The following is a 17,613-nucleotide window of genomic DNA, read 5'->3' on the forward strand; positions in this document are numbered from 1 at the left end:
CAACAGACAGAAAACTCGCAACTCCTCTTTTTTGCCCTTGAGAATAAGATGCCAGATGGCATTCGGACAGCCTGCGCATGCGGTTTCCGGCAAGGCCTTGACCTGCTTCAAAGTGGCGCTGCGGATCGTAGTGCCGTTTTCCATCGTTCAACTCCTGCCGCACATCATGTTCACGCCCGGCGGCGATATAGTCCGCCAGCCGGGCGTAGTTGTCATTTTGGGGCGCACACGGAATGCGTTTGCTGATCATAATGCCCTGATCTTGGCCTTCAGGCTGGCCTGAAGCTGATCAATCTTATGGAGCAGTCCGTAAATCTGCTCCTTGTGGCCCGTGGCCAAGCTCTGCTTGAGCAGGCCGCCCAGCCGCCCCAGGTCGGCATTGACCTTCAGCAGTTCCCGCCGAGCCTGCTGATCCTCCCGACTCTCCACCCGGAACCCCAGACACACGCGCCGGGCAAACTCCGACATGCTCAGCCCGGCCCGCTCACTGGACTCCATGATAAGAGTGAACTCTTCAGGCGTCACATAAGCCTTGATCTGCTCCGTGCGTTTGGGCTTCTTCACAACTTCCAGCATGCCTTCTGTTCTCCTGCCTTTGGCGTCGAGCGAAGCGAGTAAGCCAGCCACCCCCGGCACATGAGGGGGCAGGACGTAAAGTAGCCACTTGGAAAGTGGTACTACTTTACCTGTCCTGTCTTCTTCGATTTATCTCAATCTATAGCAGAGTATTGCGATTTTACAACAGATTATGACAAATGTTATAAAATAGCATAGGATGTTATGAAATGAACATTGCTTTTTATAAATTGCCATAGTCTGTTATTCCCTGTGATTCCCCATGATTCTCCATACAGAGAATTTCATAGAATTGGGTTTGTTGACATTTGTCAGGCAATCAGACATAGGGAAGTGAAGAAACTGCTTGCATCCCCTGATTGGGGGCCAAGTGGGCGTAGCGCATAGTCATCCTCATGTCGCTATGGCCTAAAAGCTGGCTGACAACAACTAAAGCAATGCCGCGTTGAACAAGCCAGCTCGCAAAAGTATGCCTGAGAGTATGAAAAACGACACGCTCTCGCCGGTCGGTGATCCCTTGGTTAAAACCACAGGCCTCGACTGCACGGCGGAAAATTTTAGGTGTCGTTGCCGCCTGCTGGAAGATGTGGGAGGATGACTTCCGCATATACCGTTTTAAGATTTCGGTGGCTTGCGGGTTTAGTGGCACTACACGATTGTGCCGCGTCTTTGTGTCAATGACATGGGCATGTTTGAGAGTGGGTTCTATGCGGGATGTGGTGAGTGAAAAAAGTTCTCCGGCTCTCAGTCCCGTATGAAGATCAAAAAGAACAATGTCACTCCATAAAGGAGAGACGAATTTTAAGGCCCCAACGAGCTGTTTGGCTTCTGCTTCCGTTAAATAGCGGACACGCTGGTTGTCGAACTTGGGCATTGTAAAAACTGGAATTGGTCCTTCCCATAACTCCCAGCCTTTGGCCCGACGCAAAACCCTCCGAAGAAGCGAGAGGCAATGATAAACCGTTTGCGGACTGAGCCCTTTTTCCTCAAGGCTTTTACGCAAAAGTAAAATTTGCATATTTTTGAGATTGGCTAAGCGCAAGTGCCCAACAATAGGGGAAATATGAACATTCCAACGCCCTTCTTCCGTTCCTCGGGCCTTGACGGTAGCACTTGAAAGGATCAGTTTTTGGTAGTAAGACCAAGCATCGTTCAATAACATACGATCCTCCTTTATAGGAAAAAGAAAGAAGTCATATGCTATTTCGGCCTGTCACGCCGGAGGCCGAGGGTTCGAGTCCCTTCCGCTCCGCCAGCCACTTCAAGAGGGTCAGTTCAAAGCTGGCCCTCTTTTTTGTGCAAACAGCCCCACGCATTGCGTGGGGCTGTTTGTCATGGCGGCGCTCCGGCCCAAAAGAACTGCTTGCCTTGCCGCATATCCGGCCATAAACGGGCAGCCCGGCCGGAATCGTATAGCTCCCCGGGCGCGGTGGGCATATACTGCGGGCCGGGCGGAAGGGCACTTGCCGCGTGTCGCTATAAAAAAGCCGGTCTTGCCGGAAAACGGCGGACGGTCCGCATCCGCTGCCGGGCGAATACGGACCGTCCATATGCCAAGGAGGTCTACATGGAAGAAAACAGAATCAAAGCCGTGGTCGTTCGTTCGGGCTGTCCTCTCTACGCCGTGGGCGATGCCGTCTATTTTGACGGCCCGCTGCTGGATAAGGACAAAAGCGGCAATTTGTGCATGATGGCGCTGAACGCCATCTTTCCCTTTGTCTATGCCGCGCGCAAAGGCGTTTTCAAGGAGACGCCCGTGCAGTGCCCGGACTGTGAGGAGCATGTGGAATTCATGCTCCAGGCGGAACCGCGCGACTGACGCGGAGCTCGCCGTTTCTTCCGCTCCCGGTGCGCTGGCCGCTCCCTCCCTTGCCATTGGGAGCGGCCATGCCCGGAAATTTTCGTCGTTTGGGGAGAGGTGTTGTTTGTATATTCAAACAGTTCCTGAAAAATAGTTTTTGTCGTGTTGCCGTTTTTGTCAAGTTATTTTTTTCGCAATGCCGGGTTTAGAGCAGTTCATGCATGACATACCTGGACTGCGCTGCAAGACGTCGTCCGCGACTCCTTGCCGCGAAATGTCAGTAGGCGGGCTTCGCTCGCCGTAAACGAGCGTTCCACGTCACATGCTTCAGAGCTGGTTGAAAGCCCCTCCGGATATATTGCGTCCGCCTGGTGGCAGGCTGTCAAAATTTCCTTCGTTTTTTCCGGGAAACAACCCGGCGGGGCGCTTTGCCGCAAAAAACAAGCATTGGCCGGTTTCTTGCATTACTGCGGAACAGATATGTACGTTCCGATCACGACGGCACACGGCTGCATGCCGGGCCGCCACCCTGAAAGCGAGGTTCGCATGATGCCTGTTATCTGGTTGCTGGGGCTCTCCGGCAGCGGCAAAACCACCCTGGGGTCTCTGTTGCGCCTGTATCTGGAAACGCGGGGTCATGACGTTGAATTCATTGACGGCGATTGCTTCCGACGCCGCTTCGGCTTCAGCGGCTTTCGCCCCGAGGACCGTCTGCGTAATATCGACGCCATGCGTGAACACGTGCTGCAGAGGCATGCCCAGGGCAAGATCTGCATTGTGGCGGCTATCACGCCGTATGAATGTATGCGCCAGAAAAACCGCGACGAGATTCCCCTTTATCGTGAAGTCTGGGTGCGTTGCTCGCTGAACACTCTGGTGGAGCGGGATACCAAGGGATTTTATGCCCGGGCCGCGCGCGGCGAGATGGATTTGCTGACCGGCGTTTCCGACGCTTTTGATGAGCCGTTGCGGGCCGACCGCGTCGTTGATACGGACCGCTTCAGCCTGGCGGAGAGTTATGTGGCCTTGCGCGACTTGGCCGAAGAGGCTCTGGCGGAAAGCCGGAGCTGGCGGCGGATCAGCGAAGGTCTGCCTCTGGAAAGCATGCCGGGCGGCCCGGCGCTGACAGGATATTTTTTGTAGACGCCGCGTTTTTCGCGGAGAATCGGCGGACTTCGCTTCATCTCTGAAAGAAAGGCGGTCAGCTCTGTGCTGACCGCCTTGAATTTTGGCGCGCCCGGCGCGATTCGAACGCACGGCCTTTGGCTCCGGAGGCCAACGCTCTATCCAACTGAGCTACGGGCGCGCAGGATGTGTCTTGATATGCTTTGTATCCGGCTCTGTCAAGGCATGCCCGTCGGCCAGGGCCGTCCGCCCCGGATGTCGCGAGCCATATTTGCCAGCCCGCCGCTTTTATGGGAAAAATAGGCAGACTGATGAACGGCAAGGAGAACAAAAGCATGCGCAACATTCTGGTGGGCGTCAGCGGGGCCAGCGGCATGCCCCTGGCTTTGTGCGTGTTGCGCGCTCTGGCCGCCATGCCCGGCGTGCGGACCCATTGCGTCGTTTCAGAAGGCGCGCATGCGGTTTTGCGGGCCGAGTGCGGGGCCGGGCCGGAACTGCTGACCGCCTGTGCCGACCATGTCTATGAGCCGGACAATCTGGCCGCCGGTCCGGCCAGCGGTTCCTGGTGGCACGGCGTGGAACCCGCCGCCATGCTCGTCGTGCCCTGTTCCATGGGCACGCTGGGCGCGCTGGCCTCCGGCGCCACCCGCAATCTTCTCCAGCGTGCCGGCGACGTGGCCCTCAAGGAAGGCCTGCGTCTGGTGCTGGTGACGCGCGAAAGCCCGCTTTCCGCCGTGCATCTGCGCAATATGCTGGCCCTGCGCGAAGCCGGGGCCGTGATCATGCCCTTTTCCCCGGGTTTTTATCTGCGCCCGCAAAGTCTGGAGGATCTGCTTCTTCAGACCAGCGGGCGGATTTTCGATCAACTGGGCCTGGCGCACTCTCTGGGGCGCTGGGCCGAAGCATAGCATAACGAGGCAAAACTATGAGCGAAATCACCTGGTACGGCCATTCGGCCTTCAAGATCAGCGCCCCGCAGGCGCATGTGGTCATTGATCCTTTTTTTACGCCCTCTTCCGGGGTGAACGCGGAAAGCCTGGGCCCCGTGGACATGGTGCTGGTCACTCACGACCACGGAGACCATGTGGGCGAGTCCGTGAAAATCTGCCGCAAAACCGGGGCCATGCTCGGGGCCATCGTGGGCACGGCGGACAAGCTGATGGAGGCGGGCGTGCCCCAGGCCCAGATCCTCAACGGCATCGGCTTCAACATGGGCGGCACCATGGAATGCAAGGGCATCAAGGCCACCATGACCCAGGCCTTCCATTCCAGCGATTCCGGAGCCCCCGCAGGCTACATTATCGAGATGCCCGACGGCCTTGTCGTCTATCACGCGGGCGACACCTGCATTTTCAGCGGCATGGAACTTTGGGGACAACTCTACCATATCGATGTGGCCCTGCTGCCCATCGGCGGCGTGTTCACCATGGACGCCCGCCAGGCGGCTCTGGCCTGTAAACTGTTGGGCTGCAAGTCCGTCATTCCCATGCACTGGGGGACCTTCCCGGTGCTGGCCCAGAGCGCCGCGGACTTTCAGGCCCGGCTGGCCGAAGTCTGCCCCGCCTGCGACTGCATTGCTATGCGCCCGGGACAGAGCCTCTCGTTTGTGTAGGCGGTGAGTTTGAAACTCATCGGGCGTCAGTTGTGAATGAGAAAAAGCAAAAGACCGCCAGATGTCGGTCCTTTGCTTTCTCAGATGCTTAAGGAAGCACTGATCTCTGCCAAGGGCGGCGAACTGCGGGCGGAGGGAGTATATCCAAACATATTCGACCTTCGCACGGAGTGAACCGGACGCGGGCAGAGGGCAAAAAGACCATTAATCAGTGCTTCCTTAATACACGACGCTGTAGGACATCACCTCGGGCCGGTGGAAAAAGAACTCCACCCGCCGGTTGACGGCCCGGCTTTCCTCGTCGATGCCGGGTTTGAGCGGGCGCGTGTCGCCGTAGGCCACGCCGCGCAGGCGGGTGGGCTTGACGCCGTGGTCGGCCAAATAGTGCAGCACCGCCGCGGCCCGGGCGCCTGAGAGCTCCCAGGCCGAGGCATAGGGCGGCCTGGCCTCGGTGCTGTCGGCATGGCCGCGCACCACCAGGTAGAGATTGTATTCCTTCAGAACCCGCAAGACGCTGTTCAGCACTTTTTCGCCTTCAGGCAGAAAATCCACGGAACCGGGCTTGAACATGACGTCGGAATTGATGCGCAACTGCACGCCCACGTCGTCGGCGCTGATGCCCGAGGAATTCTGCGGCACGGCGTCGGCCATGAGCATCTGTTTGATTTTCTGGGCAATGGCGTAATGGGATTTTTCCACTTCGTTGATCTTGAGATCCCGGGTGTCGATTTTGTCGGTGTTCTGAATAAAAGGGTTGTTGGACACCGGCGAGGTGGAGCTGGAATCAAAGTTGCGCTCGCCGCTGAAATAGGCGGCAAGGCCGGCTCTGGTTTCCGGGGGCACCATGTTGAGCACCCAAAGCAGAAGAAAGAAGGCCATCATGGCCGTCACAAAGTCGGCGTACGCGACTTTCCAGGCGCTGCTCATAGTTCTTCCTCACGATAAAAAGCAAAAGCCGGGACGCGCCCGGCTGTGGACTCGGCTCCCGCCGACGGCGGGAAGAGCGGCCGGGCTCGGGGCTAGCCGTTCTTGAGCTTTTCTTCCATTTCCGCGAACGTGGGCCGGAACGGATAGGGAATGGTCCGGCGGCCGTATTCCACGGCGATCAGGGGGGTGGAGCCGCGAATGGCGGCGGCCACGGCCTCCTTGATGGAATGATAATAAAAATGTTCCTCGGAGACAAAGTTTTCCAGCTTGGCGCCCATGGGGCCGAACAGGCCGTAACAACAGAGAATGCCGAAAAACGTGCCCACCAGGGCCGCGCCGATGTAGTGGCCCAGCACTTCGGGGGGTTCGTTGATCTTGCCCATGGCCAGCACCACGCCCAGCACGCAGGCCACGATGCCCATGCCCGGCATGGATTCGGCCATGTGGCTCACGGCATGGGCGGGCAGAATGCCTTCCTCGCGCATGGTGGCGATGTCCACGTCCATGAGGCTGTCGATGTCCGCCGGGTCGCCGGTGGTCAGATAGACGCGCAGGGTGTCGCCGATGAAGTTGACGATCCTGGTGTCCTTGGACACGTTGGGATATTTGCTGAAAATGGGGCTGGCCTCCGGCTTTTCCACGTCGCTTTCAATGCTGATGACGCCTTCGCGGTGCATCTTGGAAAACAGCGCGTAGAGCAGGGCCAGGGTTTCCAGATAACGCGATTTGCTGGAGCCGGGGTCCGCGAACAGGTGTTTCAGGCTTTTGACGATCAGGCTGAACGTGTACTTGGTCTGGGAGCCAAAGAACGCACCCAGGCCGCATCCCAGAATAATGATGAATTCCGCAGGCTGGAAAAGTACGCCCCATTCGCCGTGGGCCAGGGTGTAGCCGGTAAACACCGAGGCCGCAACGATGGCAAGACCTATTAATAAGTACATACTTTGCCGCCTGTACGCTCAATCTATGACTATTGTCCGCCCGCGCCGGCATCCGTCGCCAACGGGACAGAGCCTGCCCTCGGCGGGCCGCTTCTTGTGTCTGATGTGCCGCCGCAAAATCCTGAAGAGTTTTGTGTGTCTGATTTTTCAAATGAGACGCTAGCATTCTCAACGGCCGACTAAGGAAAATCTTTAGCCTCGGGCCGGGAAAAGGCAAGCCCGTTTTTCCGGCCCGAGATCCGAAGCCCCGCGCTCGCTCCAGCGGGCCGCTGTTATTTGCCGAAAAGGCCGCGCATCAGGCCGCCCGCGCCTTCCAGGCCCTTTTTCATCACGCCGCCCGTGCCCGCAGCGCCGTTCCGGGTCGCGCCTCCCGCTGCCTTGCCGCCGTCCAGCAACGCGCCCGGCAGTTTTCTCGCCATGTCCAGGGCGAATTTGGGATCAACGCCGTAGGAAATATTGCTGAAGGGCCCCTTGGCCACCACGGGGATGGTCATGCCCAGGGTTTTGATGTCCGCCGTGGCGTCCAGGTATTCGCGCGGCAGGCTGGCCTGGGCCCGGCCCGAGGCGTTGAGCCCGGCGGAGCTGACCGTGATGGGCTGGGCCGTCACCTCGCCGTTGCGGGCCGTGAAGGGCACGCGCACCAGGTCAAAGCGGTCGGGCACCGCGCCCTTTTTGCCGGTCAGACCCGGCATGTTCTGAGGCAGGGCGGACATGGCCTCAAGGTGCATGTTGCGCACTTCCAGCACGCCCCGGCCGTTGAGCCCGGCCAGCATGGCCTTGGCGTCCGCGCCGCGCAGGCTCAGGTCCGCATCCAGCGCCGCGACGCCGTCCAGCGGGCGGCCCTTGCCCAGAGCTTCCAGCAGGCCGCCCACATTGACGCCCACGGCCGTGGCCTTGAGGCTGTAGGCCTTGCCCGGCAGATTCGCAACGGCCGACCCCTTGATCTTGCCGCCGCTGCCCAAAGCGCAGCTCAGAGAGGTGACGTTGTAGCGGCCTTTTTCACCCTTGAGAATGAAGGCAATGTCCGTGACGCTCAGTTTGCCCTGGCGCACTCCGGCCAGAGCCGCGCGCAGATTCACGCCGGGCCAGTTTTGCGCGGGTTGCGCGGAACTCCCGGACGCCGCGCCGCCGGAGGCCGCCGCTCCGTCATGGGGCTTGCCGTCGGCCGCGGCGGATGTGCCGTTTTGAGGCAGGGGCAGGTAATTATCCAGATTGATCATGCCGGTTTGAATGCCGCCGGATACGGCCAGGGGCGTGCCCAGGGCCAGGGTCAGGTCGCCGCGCACCGGGATGTCGTCCAACTGCATGACGATCTGGCGCAGATGCAGGGTGTCGTCCGCGTATTCCAGAATGCTTTTGAAGCTCAGCACGTCGTTGTCCGAGGGTTTGAGCCTCTGCCCGGCCAGAGCGGCCAGCTTGCGCGGCAAACCTTCCAGGCTCACGGTGCCCTTGAAGGTCGGGGGCGTCAGAGTGGCCTCGCCGCCGAGGGTCAGGCGGGCCTGTGGCGTGCTCAGCCGTGCCGCGGCCAGGCGCAGGTTTTGCGTCTGGAGGTTGAGCGCCCCCTCGCAGACCAGTTGCGCGGGCCCGGCCTCCTTGGGCAGCAGGCCGCCCAGGGGCGTGAAGGTCAGGGAAATCTGGCGGAAGGTCAGATGCGGCGCGTAATAGCGCAGTTTGGCGTCCAGAGCCAGATTGCCGGTCAGAACGGCCTTCTGCTCTTCTTTGAGATCAAAGGCAAAATCGCATTGCATGCCGGCTTCTTCGCGGCGGCGCAGGTTTTCCACGGAAAGATTGAGATCCTTGACCCGCAGATGAACGCCCCGGGCGTCCACGTAGCGCACTTCGCCCTGGCGCACTACCAGGCGCATCAGCTCCACGGGCAGCTCGTCGGAAGGCGCGGCGGCCCCGGCCGCCGGGGGCAGGCTCTGCAGCCGGCCCTGCGGTCCGGCCTGGACAGCGGGAGCGGGGGAGGCGGCGGGAGCCGCCGCTTGCCCGGACACGGCCTTGCCCTCGCGCACTTCCAGCACGGGATTGTCCAGGCGCACCTCGCGCACCACCAGATTGCCGGAGAGCAGCGGGGTCAGCTCCAGCTCCACCATGCCGCTTTTGACGGATACGGCAAGGCCCTGGCCGTCCTTGATCTCGCCCCAGTCGGCCTGCCCGAACTTCACGCCGGGCGGCAGCAGGGACAGGCGCGGCGCGCTGGCAAAGACCAGGGGTTTGCCGGTGGCCTTGGCTGTGGCGTCGGCGATCTGGCCGACCACGAATTGCGTGTCGATGCGGCCGAGCAGGATGGCTCCGGCCGCGCCCAGCACGATCACAATGCCCAGAATCCAGAGCAGAACACGTTTCATGCGGCCTCCGTGCAGAGGTTGCGATCCGTTCTCACGACTTTTCTTATATAAAGGATGCGGCAAGAGCCTGCAAGTTTTCTTGCTCCCGCCCGCGCTTGCGGGTAAGGAGAGAGGCATGCGACCCTTTTTTCGCGCGCCGGATGCGGCCCCGACACCCGTCCCGGCCAAAGCCGCCGTGCCGGCCCTGATGCTCCAGGGCACCTGCTCCAACGCGGGCAAAAGCCTGCTCACCGCCGCCGTCTGCCGTCTGCTGGCCCGTCGGGGGCTGAGGGTCGCGCCTTTCAAGGCCCAGAACATGGCCCTCAATTCCTTTGTGACCGAACAGGGCGAGGAAATGGGCCGGGCCCAGGCCCTGCAGGCCGTGGCCTGCGGCCTGCCCGCCGACGCGCGCATGAATCCTGTGCTGCTCAAACCCACTTCCCATGTGGGCTCCCAGGTCATTGTGCTGGGCCGTCCCGTGGGCCAGATGCGGGTGGGCGCGTATCTGCGTTACAAGCCCGAGGCCTGGAAGGCCGTGCGCCGCGCCTACCGCGAGCTGTCCTCGGGCATGGACGTCATGGTTCTGGAGGGCGCGGGCAGCCCGGCGGAAATCAATCTCAGAGCTCACGACATCGTGAACATGCGCATGGCCCGCCATGCCGAGGCGCATGTGCTGCTGGTGGCGGACATCGACCGGGGCGGGGCTTTTGCCTCCCTGGTGGGCACCATGAGCCTGCTGGGCCGGGCCGACCGGGCGCGCGTGGCCGGATATGTGCTGAACAAGTTCCGGGGCGACGCCTCCCTGCTGGACCCGGCCCTGGAGGCGGTGAGCCGCCGGACGCGCCGTCCCTTTCTGGGCGTGATGCCCATGCTGGAGGATCTGCGCCTGCCGGAGGAGGACTCCGTCAGCTTCAAGCTGGGGATCACGCCGGGCCTGGGCGCGGCGGACGGGGGCAGGCCCGCCGCGCCGGACTGCCTGGATATCGCCCTGGTGGATCTGCCCCATATCAGCAACTTCACCGATCTGGACGCCCTGCGCGCCGAGGCGGACGTGCGCCTGCGCATTGTGCGGCACGCCGATGAGCTGGGCGCGCCGGATGCCGTGATTCTGCCGGGCAGCAAGAACAGCATCGCGGACATGCGTTTTCTGCGCCGGACGGGCGTGGCGGAAGCCCTGCGCGGCTATGCGGAGCGTTGCCGGAACCGGGGGGCGCTGGTCGGCATTTGCGGCGGCCTCCAGATGCTGGGGCAAAGCATTGCCGATCCGTTGGGCCTGGAGGAGGGCGGCCTGGAGCCGGGCCTGGATCTGCTGCCGCTGCGCACGGAACTGGGCGGCGCGAAACTGTTGCGCCGGACCGGCGGCCGGGCTCTGGCCGGGCTGGCCGGAGAGGAACTGGCGGTGCGGGGTTATGAAATTCACCACGGGCGCAGCGTTCCGGCGGAAGAGCGTCCCGGCGGCGCGGGCGGGATGCCGCTGACGCCGGTCATGACGGACGAGGCCGGGCGGACGCTGGGCTGGGGCCTGCCCGGCGCCGACGGCGCGGCGCGGGTCTGGGGCACCTATCTGCACGGGGTCTTCGATGCGGACGCCTTCCGCCGTGCCTTTCTGAACCGGCTGCGCCGGGAGCGGGGCCTTGCGCCGCGCACCGGGACCGTTTACAGCCTGGGGCCGGAGCTGGATCGCCTGGCCGACGCGGTGGAAGCGAATCTGGATATGGCGGCCATTTACGCCATGCTGGGGCTGTAGCCGCGCACCGCCGCAAGACTGCGGCGGAAATCCGGCTTGCCGCGATCCCGGAGCGAATAAACGCTGATAACGCGGTCTCCCCAAGGATTTGCTTGCAAATTCCTGCGGCGGGGTGCTCTAATGGCGTTCAGCAGGGCGTTCGTGTTTGTCTCAGATACCGGGGGCCCGTAATGGGCGGAGACAGCGTATGAGAATTCCCCCCGGCGGCATGGCCGGTTTGCCCCTGATCGCGGCCGCGGCCTTTTTCATGCAGGCCCTGGATGCCACTATCCTGAACACCGCCTTGCCGGCCATTGCCGAAAGTCTCGGCGAGTCGCCCCTGGCCATGCAGATGACCGTGGTCGGCTACACCCTGACCGTGGCCCTGTTGATCCCCGCGAGCGGCTGGTTCGCGGACCGCTTCGGCACCCGCAACGTCTTTCTGTTCGCGGTGGCCCTTTTCGCGTTGGGTTCGCTTTCCTGCGCCCTGTCCGGCAGTCTGCGCATGCTGGTGCTTTCGCGCGTGATCCAGGGCATCGGCGGAGCCATGATGATGCCCGTGGCCCGGCTGGCTGTATTGCGGGCCTTTCCGCGCGAGAAGCTGGTGGCTGTGCTCAACTTCATCAGCATCCCGGGACTGGTGGGGCCGGTGGTCGGGCCGCTGCTGGGCGGCGCTCTGGTGACCTATGTCGGCTGGCACTGGATTTTTCTGATCAACATCCCGGTGGGGCTGGCGGGCATGCTCTATGCCTGGCGGATCATGCCCCAGTTCACAGGGACGCACGGGCCGTTCGATTTCACGGGTTTCGCTTTCTTCGGTCTCGGGCTGGCGTTCTTTTCCGGCGGCCTGGAGCTTTTCGGAAGCCGTGCGGAGTCAAAAAGTCTGGCCCCCTTCCTGCTGCTCGCCGGCGTGGCGCTTCTGGCGCTGTACGCCCGGTACGCCCGGCGCAGCAAGGCCCCTCTGATCCGCCTGGGAGTTTTTCGCATCCATACCTTCCGCGTGGGCATCGCGGGCAATGTGGTTTCCAGACTGGGCACGGGCTGCATGCCCTATCTCATGCCGCTCATGCTTCAGGTAGGGCTGGACCATCCGGCTCTGACCGCCGGTATGATGATGGCCCCCATGGCCCTGGGTTCCCTCACGGCCAAGACGTTTGCCGTGCGCGTGCTGCGTCGCTTCGGCTACCGCAACACTCTGGTGGGCGTCACCGCCTGCATCGGCCTGATGATCGCCCAGTTCTCGCTCCAGACTCCCTCCCTGCCCCTCTGGATGCTGATCCTGCCCATGATCCTGCTGGGCATGGCCATGTCCACGCAGTTCACGGCCATGAACAGCATTACCCTGGGGGATCTCGCCCAGGAGCATGTCAGCACGGGCAACAGCCTGCTCGCCGTCACCCAGCAGCTTTCGATCAGCTTCGGCGTGGCCAGCAGCACGGCGGTGCTGCGCCTGTTCAACGCCCTGGCGCCGGGGTCGCTGCTGGATCATTTTCATGAAACGTTTCTCACGGTGGGAGGCGTCACCCTGCTGGCCTCCCTGGTTTTTCTGTTTCTGAGCCGCAGCGACGGCGACGCGCTGCTTCCCGGTCGCGGGGAGCGCCGAGCATCCTCCGGGAAGCGGCGGGCGTCGCGGTAAGGGCTGCACTGATATTGACAGGGAGCCGCAAACCCGAGGAAGGGGAGAGGCAGCCGCAGCCGGGCAACGCTGAAAAAGCCGGATCGCGCAACGGGCCCGCCGCTATTTTTCGCGGCGTCCTTCAGCGTGCCTGTTTCCCTCCGTGCGCCGCCACTGGCTGAGCAGCACACCGGCGATGACCAGGACCGAGGCCAGGTACTGCGAAGGCAGAAAAACCTCGTGCAGCAGGCTCACGCCGAACAGCAGGGTAAAGACCGGGATCAGGTTGGTGTAGGCCGCGGCCTGCCCGGCGCAGAGCCGGTTGACCCCGAAATTGTACAGCCCGTAGCCGCCGAAGGTTACGCAGCCCCCAAGATAGAGCACGCTGGCCCACGGGGCCCAGGCTGGCAGTTCCAGGCCCAGGGAAATGGGGCGGCTCGTTTCCGGCAGAAAAAGAAGCAGCAGGCAGAAGAAAAGCATGCCCAGGCCGGACTGCGCGGCGGTGATCTGCATGGGATTGTAAAGCGGGGAAAGCCGCCGGGCGATGACCGTGTAAAAGGCGGCGCAGAGCATGGCCAGGGCTTCCAGGGCATTGCCCAGCATGGGGTCGGCCGCGTTGTCCGCGGGCGCTGCGGCCAGTGAAAGCCAGACCACGCCGCCCACGGCCAGGGCGAAGCCCAGCCAGACCCGCCCGCTTATCCGTTCGCCCAGGGCGACCCAGGCCACACCGGCCACGATCAGAGGCAGAAGAGAGACCACCATGCCCGCCTGGGAGGCGGTGGTCAGTCGCAGGGCGTGGGTTTCGAACAGAAAATAGCAACAGGGTTCGCAGAAGCCCATCAGCAGCAGGGCCCCCAGGTGGCCGTGGCGGCGCAGATCCCGGAACAGGCGGGGCCAGAGGGGCGCGAAGACCAGGCTTGCCACCAGCATGCGCCCGGCCATGGCCTGCAGGGGCGTGAGGCCGGAAAGCGCGATGCGCAGCGCCACGTAGGAAGTGCTCCAGACGCACATGGCCGTGAGCAGGGCCAGGTGGGGAACAAGGCGGGAAAAGGGGCGTGGGGCGGAAGCGGCCATGGCGTCACCGCGCCCGGTGCGGCGCCGGGCTGCCATCGCCGCGTCCGGCAATGGGTTGGAAGATGATTTTTCCGGCAGCCTATGGTACTACGGCAACAACATCAAGAAGGCCGCCGAGGCCGCGCCCCTGGGGTGCGTGGGAGTGAAGGCATGACGATCCGGGCCATTATCAAAACCTCCAACCTGGTGCAACTGGGCCTGGTGCTCCTGCTGGGGGTCTGTTTTTTCTGGCTCGGCCGCGACCTGCGGGAAGTCAACGGCCTGCTGCACAATTTTTACCGCATAGACGCGCTGCTCAGCGAGCTGGGGGGCGGCGCGGCCGACAAATACCGTCTGGCCCTGGACTATGTCAGCGCGCCCAATGAGAGCCGGCTGGAGGAATGGCAGGCCCTTCTTCTGGCCGAGCGCGGCGATGTCGGGCGCCCGTCGGGCTCACTTCTCAAAGGGGAAGAGGGGCGCTCCCTGCAGGAGATCGCGGACAGCCTTGATCTGGACAAAGAGAAAAGAAGCCTGCTCCAGTTCTGCCTGGAGCAGAATGATCTGCTGAACCGCCTGACCGAAATCGCCGTGATGCGGGCGCGCGGCCTGTTCCCCGACGAGCGGGGCGGATTTTCCATTCAGGGCGACCCCCAGCCCAAGCAGGCCCTGCAATGGATCTACGACACCAAGCTGGCGCGCATTCCGGACAAAATCAGCAATGCCGGGCGGCTGCTGCGCGCCCGTCTCTATCAGGATTTTCTGGCGCATATGTCCGCGCAGAAGCGCGCCCTGTGGTGGATGCTCGGTCTGGCCATCGTCGGCCTGGGCCTGCTGGCGGTCAATGTGGCGGCCGGCATGTTTGTTTTCCACAAGCGGGTGGTCCGGCCCCTGGGCCTGGTGGGCCGCTATGCCGAGGACGTGGCCGCGGGCAACGATCCCGTGCCCCTGCGTCTGAAATACGGCGACGAACTGGCCGGCATGTTCGGCTCCCTGCAGAAGATGAAGAGCGCGCTGCTTCTGCGCATCCAGGAGCTCAAGACGGCGGAGACGGCGGCGCATGCCAGCCGGAAACAGGCGCTGCAGGCCAGGGCTCAGGCGCTTTCCTCCCTGCGGATAGCCCAGAAAGCCTCCAGTGTGCAGGAGGATTTTCTGCGCCGGATCAGCCACGAAGTCCGCACGCCCATGAACGCCATCATCGGCATGAGCTATCTCTGCCTGCAGACCGAACTGAGCCCCGGCCAGCGCAAGTATCTCTCCCAGATCAATAAATCCGGCAGCGTGCTGCTGGACATGTTCAACCGCATTCTGGACTTCGCCAGCGTGGACGAAGGCAGTCTGCGGCCGGAACACACGCTCTTTCCCCTGGGCCGTTTTCTGGACCTGCTGCGCCAGAGCGTGGCCGCCCAGGCCGCCGAGAAGAAATTGTCCCTGGAGCTGCATGCGGCCCAAGGCCTGCCCGCGCGCCTGCTCGGCGACGAGCGGCATCTGGAGGAAGTGCTGCGCATTCTGTTGGACAATGCCGTGCAGTACACGGCGGAAGGCGGCGTGGAGCTGAGCGTGGCCCCGTTGCCGGACGCGGCCGCGGGCAAGGTACGTCTGCGTTTTTGCGTGACGGACAGCGGCCCCGGCATCAGCGGGGAAAACCAAGCCAAGCTGTTCGAGCCCTTTGTGCCCGGCGACATGTCCATGACCCGTTCCGGCAGCGGCTTGGGACTGGGCTTGGCGCTGGCCCGCCATCTGGTCAACCTGATGGGCGGCGAGATCGCGGTGGACAGCGCGCCGGGCCGGGGCAGCCGCCTGAGCTTTGACCTGGAGTTCGATCTGCCGCCGGATGTGGAAGAGGATGATCCGCTGCCGGTTGCGGACGGCGGGGAGCGGGGCGCGGAAGCCGTGCCGCCGGTGCTGGTGGTGGACGACAACGAGATCAACCGCCAGATTGCCAGGGAATTGCTGGAACAGGCCGGGCTTGCGGTGACCGTGGCCGGGGACGGGCGCGAAGCTGTGGAATGCGTGCGGCGGCAGCCCGTGTCCCTGGTGCTCATGGACGTGCAGATGCCCGTCATGGACGGCCTTGAAGCCACCTGCCGGATCCGCGAACTGGGCCGCTCCCCGGCGGAACTGCCCATTCTGGCCATGACGGCCCATGCCGACAAAGGCTCGCGCATGGACGGCAAGGGCGTGGGCATGAACGACTATCTGACCAAACCCGTGAACCCGGCGGAACTGTATGCGGCCCTTGAGAAGTGGCTGCCCGGCGGACTGGCCCGTAATCCCGTGCGGGAAGCCGCCGGGCGGACGCCGGAGGAGACGGGCGCCGCCACGGCGCCCGCGCCTGTCCCCGGCGGGGACAGGCAGTCCGTCAACATCAAGGCGGGCCTGGCCACGGTGGGCGGCAATGAAAAGCTGTACAACGAGCTGCTGATCCGTTTTGTGGAGCACTACGGCCAAAGCGCCGCGCAGTTGCGCGATCTGCTGGACCTCAATGACTACCGCGGCGCGGCACGGCTGGCGCACACGGTCAAGGGCGTGGCCGCCAACCTGGGCGTGGAGCGGGTCACGGAACTGACCAAGCAGATGGAGTCCTCCCTGCCCGGCGTGCCGCCCGGCGAAGACCTGCTGCGCCGTTTTGAGGCGGCCATGGACGAGGCTTTGGAGCGGATCCGCCAGCTCCAGAGTCACAGCCGCCTGTCCGTCACGGCGGGCGACCTGCGCCTGGCCGAAGAGCACAAGCGCGCATTGCTGCGCCTGCTTGAGGAATTGCCGCGGCGCATGGAAACGGACTGGGGCGGCGTGGAAAGCGCGCTGGAAGCCTTCATTCCCCTGGTGGAAGGCACGCCCTATGCCGAGGGTCTGACCGGGGTGCTGTCGGCGGTCAATGATTTCAACCCGGCGGACATGGCCGGTCGTGTCGAGCAACTGTGCCGGCATCTGAATGGTGAGGAAGATGAAAGTCGTCTTCTGCATTGACGACAATCCGCGCTATCTGCTGCTGCTCAAGGCGGCCGTGCGTTCCCTGCGCGCCCTGCACGGGCCCGACGCGCCCTGCCTCTGCGTCTATGCCGGGGAGAAGCCGGAGGTGCTTGAAGGCGTGACGCGCGAAGGCATCCCGCTGGCGCGCTACCGGCCCCGCCTCGGCCGCGACCTGCTGCCGCCGGAAACCCATGCCAACATCGGCTGTTTTTTGAAGCTGGAACTGGCCCTGGTGCCGGAACTGGCCGAAGACGAGGCTGTGTTGTACTGCGACGCGGACGTACTGTTCCGCCGTCCCCTGGACGCGCTTTTCAATGGTCCTCTGCCGCCGTACATGGGCATGGCCCGCGAAAATACGGCCCCGTTTTACCATGAATATGAAAGCCTTGCCTATGAGTTCCGGCAGCAGCGCTATACCGTGCCCATGCCTTTTCCCATCTGGACGTTTTCCAGCGGCGTGGTGCTGTTCAACCTGGCGCGCCTGCGGCGGCACGATCTGATCGGGCACTTTCTGGCTTTTTCCCTTCAGAATGTGGGCCGTATCGGCAATCTGGACCAGTCTCTGCTGAACTATTTCTTCGGCAAGCGCGTCACCCGCCTGGAGGGCCGCTGGAACTGCCCGCCCTACCAGGCCGACTGCCTGGACGCGGGGCATATTGTGCATTTCCACGGCCCCAAGCCCTGGGATGTCCGCAGCCCTTGGGCCGAGGAGCTGCGCGTCAACCATTTTGAAGCCATGCGCCGCGCCTGGCTGGACTATCTCAGCGCGGCGGAGCGCGCGCAGGCCGAAGCCTGGGGCTGAACGGGCGGGCCTCAAGTATTTTTCACGGCAGCCGATAAGGATTGTCGGCGAGTCAGCTCAAGCAAGAGCATCGGGCGGGCAAGGAGGGGGCGGCAATGCCGCCGCGATCCGGGCCGCCCCGCTGTACACCGCACA

16 protein-coding genes and 1 tRNA gene are annotated in these 17,613 nt (G+C 63.1%); 9 read left to right on the plus strand and 8 right to left on the minus strand.

Features of this window, described 5'->3' with window-relative positions; genetic code table 11:
* From KH208_RS02585 to KH208_RS02595, 3 genes are all read right to left on the minus strand, one after another.
* On the minus strand, nucleotides 1-250 hold a 250-nt coding region (locus tag KH208_RS02585; RefSeq protein ID WP_291433572.1), incomplete at its 3' end, for a hypothetical protein.
* Complete coding sequence (locus KH208_RS02590; RefSeq protein ID WP_291433573.1) at nucleotides 247-576, minus strand: conjugal transfer protein TraJ; 330 nt, start codon at nucleotides 574-576, stop codon at nucleotides 247-249. The genes KH208_RS02590 and KH208_RS02585, both read right to left, overlap by 4 nt.
* A 319-nt stretch (nucleotides 577-895) precedes the next feature.
* Nucleotides 896-1,738 (minus strand): site-specific integrase, encoded by an 843-nt coding sequence (locus KH208_RS02595; protein WP_291433574.1) that lies wholly within the window; start codon nucleotides 1,736-1,738, stop codon nucleotides 896-898.
* A 405-nt stretch (nucleotides 1,739-2,143) separates the two neighbouring features.
* On the opposite strand from KH208_RS02595, the gene KH208_RS02600 reads away from it, so the two are divergent.
* Nucleotides 2,144-2,395 carry a TIGR04076 family protein gene (locus tag KH208_RS02600; RefSeq protein ID WP_291433576.1) on the plus strand — a complete coding sequence of 84 codons (252 nt, stop codon included), beginning with the start codon at nucleotides 2,144-2,146 and terminating at the stop codon, nucleotides 2,393-2,395.
* 528 nt (nucleotides 2,396-2,923) lie between these two features.
* On the plus strand, nucleotides 2,924-3,520 hold the full coding sequence (locus KH208_RS02605) for an adenylyl-sulfate kinase (RefSeq protein WP_291433578.1): 597 nt from the start codon (nucleotides 2,924-2,926) through the stop codon (nucleotides 3,518-3,520).
* A gap of 86 nt (nucleotides 3,521-3,606) precedes the next feature.
* Here the strand turns inward: KH208_RS02605 and KH208_RS02610 are convergent.
* A tRNA-Arg gene (locus KH208_RS02610) sits at nucleotides 3,607-3,683 on the minus strand.
* Nucleotides 3,684-3,837: 154 nt separating this feature from the next.
* Between KH208_RS02610 and KH208_RS02615 the strand changes: the two genes are divergently transcribed.
* Together KH208_RS02615 and KH208_RS02620 are read left to right on the plus strand one after the other, a co-directional pair.
* Entirely contained in the window at nucleotides 3,838-4,410 is a 573-nt protein-coding gene (locus KH208_RS02615) for a UbiX family flavin prenyltransferase (RefSeq protein WP_291433580.1), read from the plus strand.
* Nucleotides 4,411-4,427: 17 nt separating this feature from the next.
* Complete coding sequence (locus KH208_RS02620) at nucleotides 4,428-5,114, plus strand: metal-dependent hydrolase (protein WP_291433582.1); 687 nt, start codon at nucleotides 4,428-4,430, stop codon at nucleotides 5,112-5,114.
* A 219-nt stretch (nucleotides 5,115-5,333) separates the two neighbouring features.
* On the opposite strand, the gene KH208_RS02625 is transcribed toward KH208_RS02620, so the two are convergent.
* The 3 genes from KH208_RS02625 to KH208_RS02635 form a co-directional block, all read right to left on the minus strand.
* A complete protein-coding gene (locus KH208_RS02625) occupies nucleotides 5,334-6,041 on the minus strand; it encodes a flagellar motor protein MotB (protein WP_291433584.1) in 708 nt (235 codons plus the stop codon).
* A gap of 92 nt (nucleotides 6,042-6,133) precedes the next feature.
* On the minus strand, nucleotides 6,134-6,982 hold the full coding sequence (motA, locus tag KH208_RS02630) for a flagellar motor stator protein MotA (protein WP_008682633.1): 849 nt from the start codon (nucleotides 6,980-6,982) through the stop codon (nucleotides 6,134-6,136).
* A gap of 272 nt (nucleotides 6,983-7,254) precedes the next feature.
* Entirely contained in the window at nucleotides 7,255-9,333 is a 2,079-nt protein-coding gene (locus KH208_RS02635; RefSeq protein ID WP_291433590.1) for an AsmA family protein, read from the minus strand.
* A gap of 115 nt (nucleotides 9,334-9,448) precedes the next feature.
* Here KH208_RS02635 and KH208_RS02640 point away from each other — a divergent pair, with 115 nt between their 5' ends.
* A complete protein-coding gene (locus KH208_RS02640) occupies nucleotides 9,449-11,059 on the plus strand; it encodes a cobyric acid synthase (protein ID WP_291433592.1) in 1,611 nt (536 codons plus the stop codon).
* A gap of 187 nt (nucleotides 11,060-11,246) precedes the next feature.
* A complete protein-coding gene (locus tag KH208_RS02645; RefSeq protein WP_291433594.1) occupies nucleotides 11,247-12,674 on the plus strand; it encodes a DHA2 family efflux MFS transporter permease subunit in 1,428 nt (475 codons plus the stop codon).
* 102 nt (nucleotides 12,675-12,776) lie between these two features.
* Here KH208_RS02645 and KH208_RS02650 read toward each other — a convergent pair whose 3' ends face one another.
* On the minus strand, nucleotides 12,777-13,727 hold the full coding sequence (locus KH208_RS02650; RefSeq protein ID WP_291433596.1) for a DMT family transporter: 951 nt from the start codon (nucleotides 13,725-13,727) through the stop codon (nucleotides 12,777-12,779).
* Here KH208_RS02650 and KH208_RS02655 point away from each other — a divergent pair.
* From KH208_RS02655 to KH208_RS02665, 3 genes are read left to right on the plus strand one after another with little or no spacing between them, the layout of a single operon-like run.
* Nucleotides 13,726-13,881, plus strand: a complete 156-nt coding sequence (locus KH208_RS02655; RefSeq protein ID WP_291433598.1) for a hypothetical protein — start codon at nucleotides 13,726-13,728, stop codon at nucleotides 13,879-13,881. The two genes, KH208_RS02650 and KH208_RS02655, sit on opposite strands and share 2 nt — an antisense overlap.
* On the plus strand, nucleotides 13,878-16,673 hold the full coding sequence (locus KH208_RS02660; protein WP_291433600.1) for a response regulator: 2,796 nt from the start codon (nucleotides 13,878-13,880) through the stop codon (nucleotides 16,671-16,673). Before KH208_RS02655 ends, KH208_RS02660 begins: the two co-directional genes overlap by 4 nt.
* Entirely contained in the window at nucleotides 16,651-17,478 is an 828-nt protein-coding gene (locus KH208_RS02665; protein ID WP_291433602.1) for a glycosyltransferase, read from the plus strand. Before KH208_RS02660 ends, KH208_RS02665 begins: the two co-directional genes overlap by 23 nt.
* Nucleotides 17,479-17,613 lie beyond the last annotated feature (135 nt).

The sequence above is a fragment of the Desulfovibrio sp. genome, assembly GCF_018379785.1.
In the GTDB taxonomy this organism is placed as follows: Bacteria; Desulfobacterota; Desulfovibrionia; order Desulfovibrionales; family Desulfovibrionaceae; genus Desulfovibrio.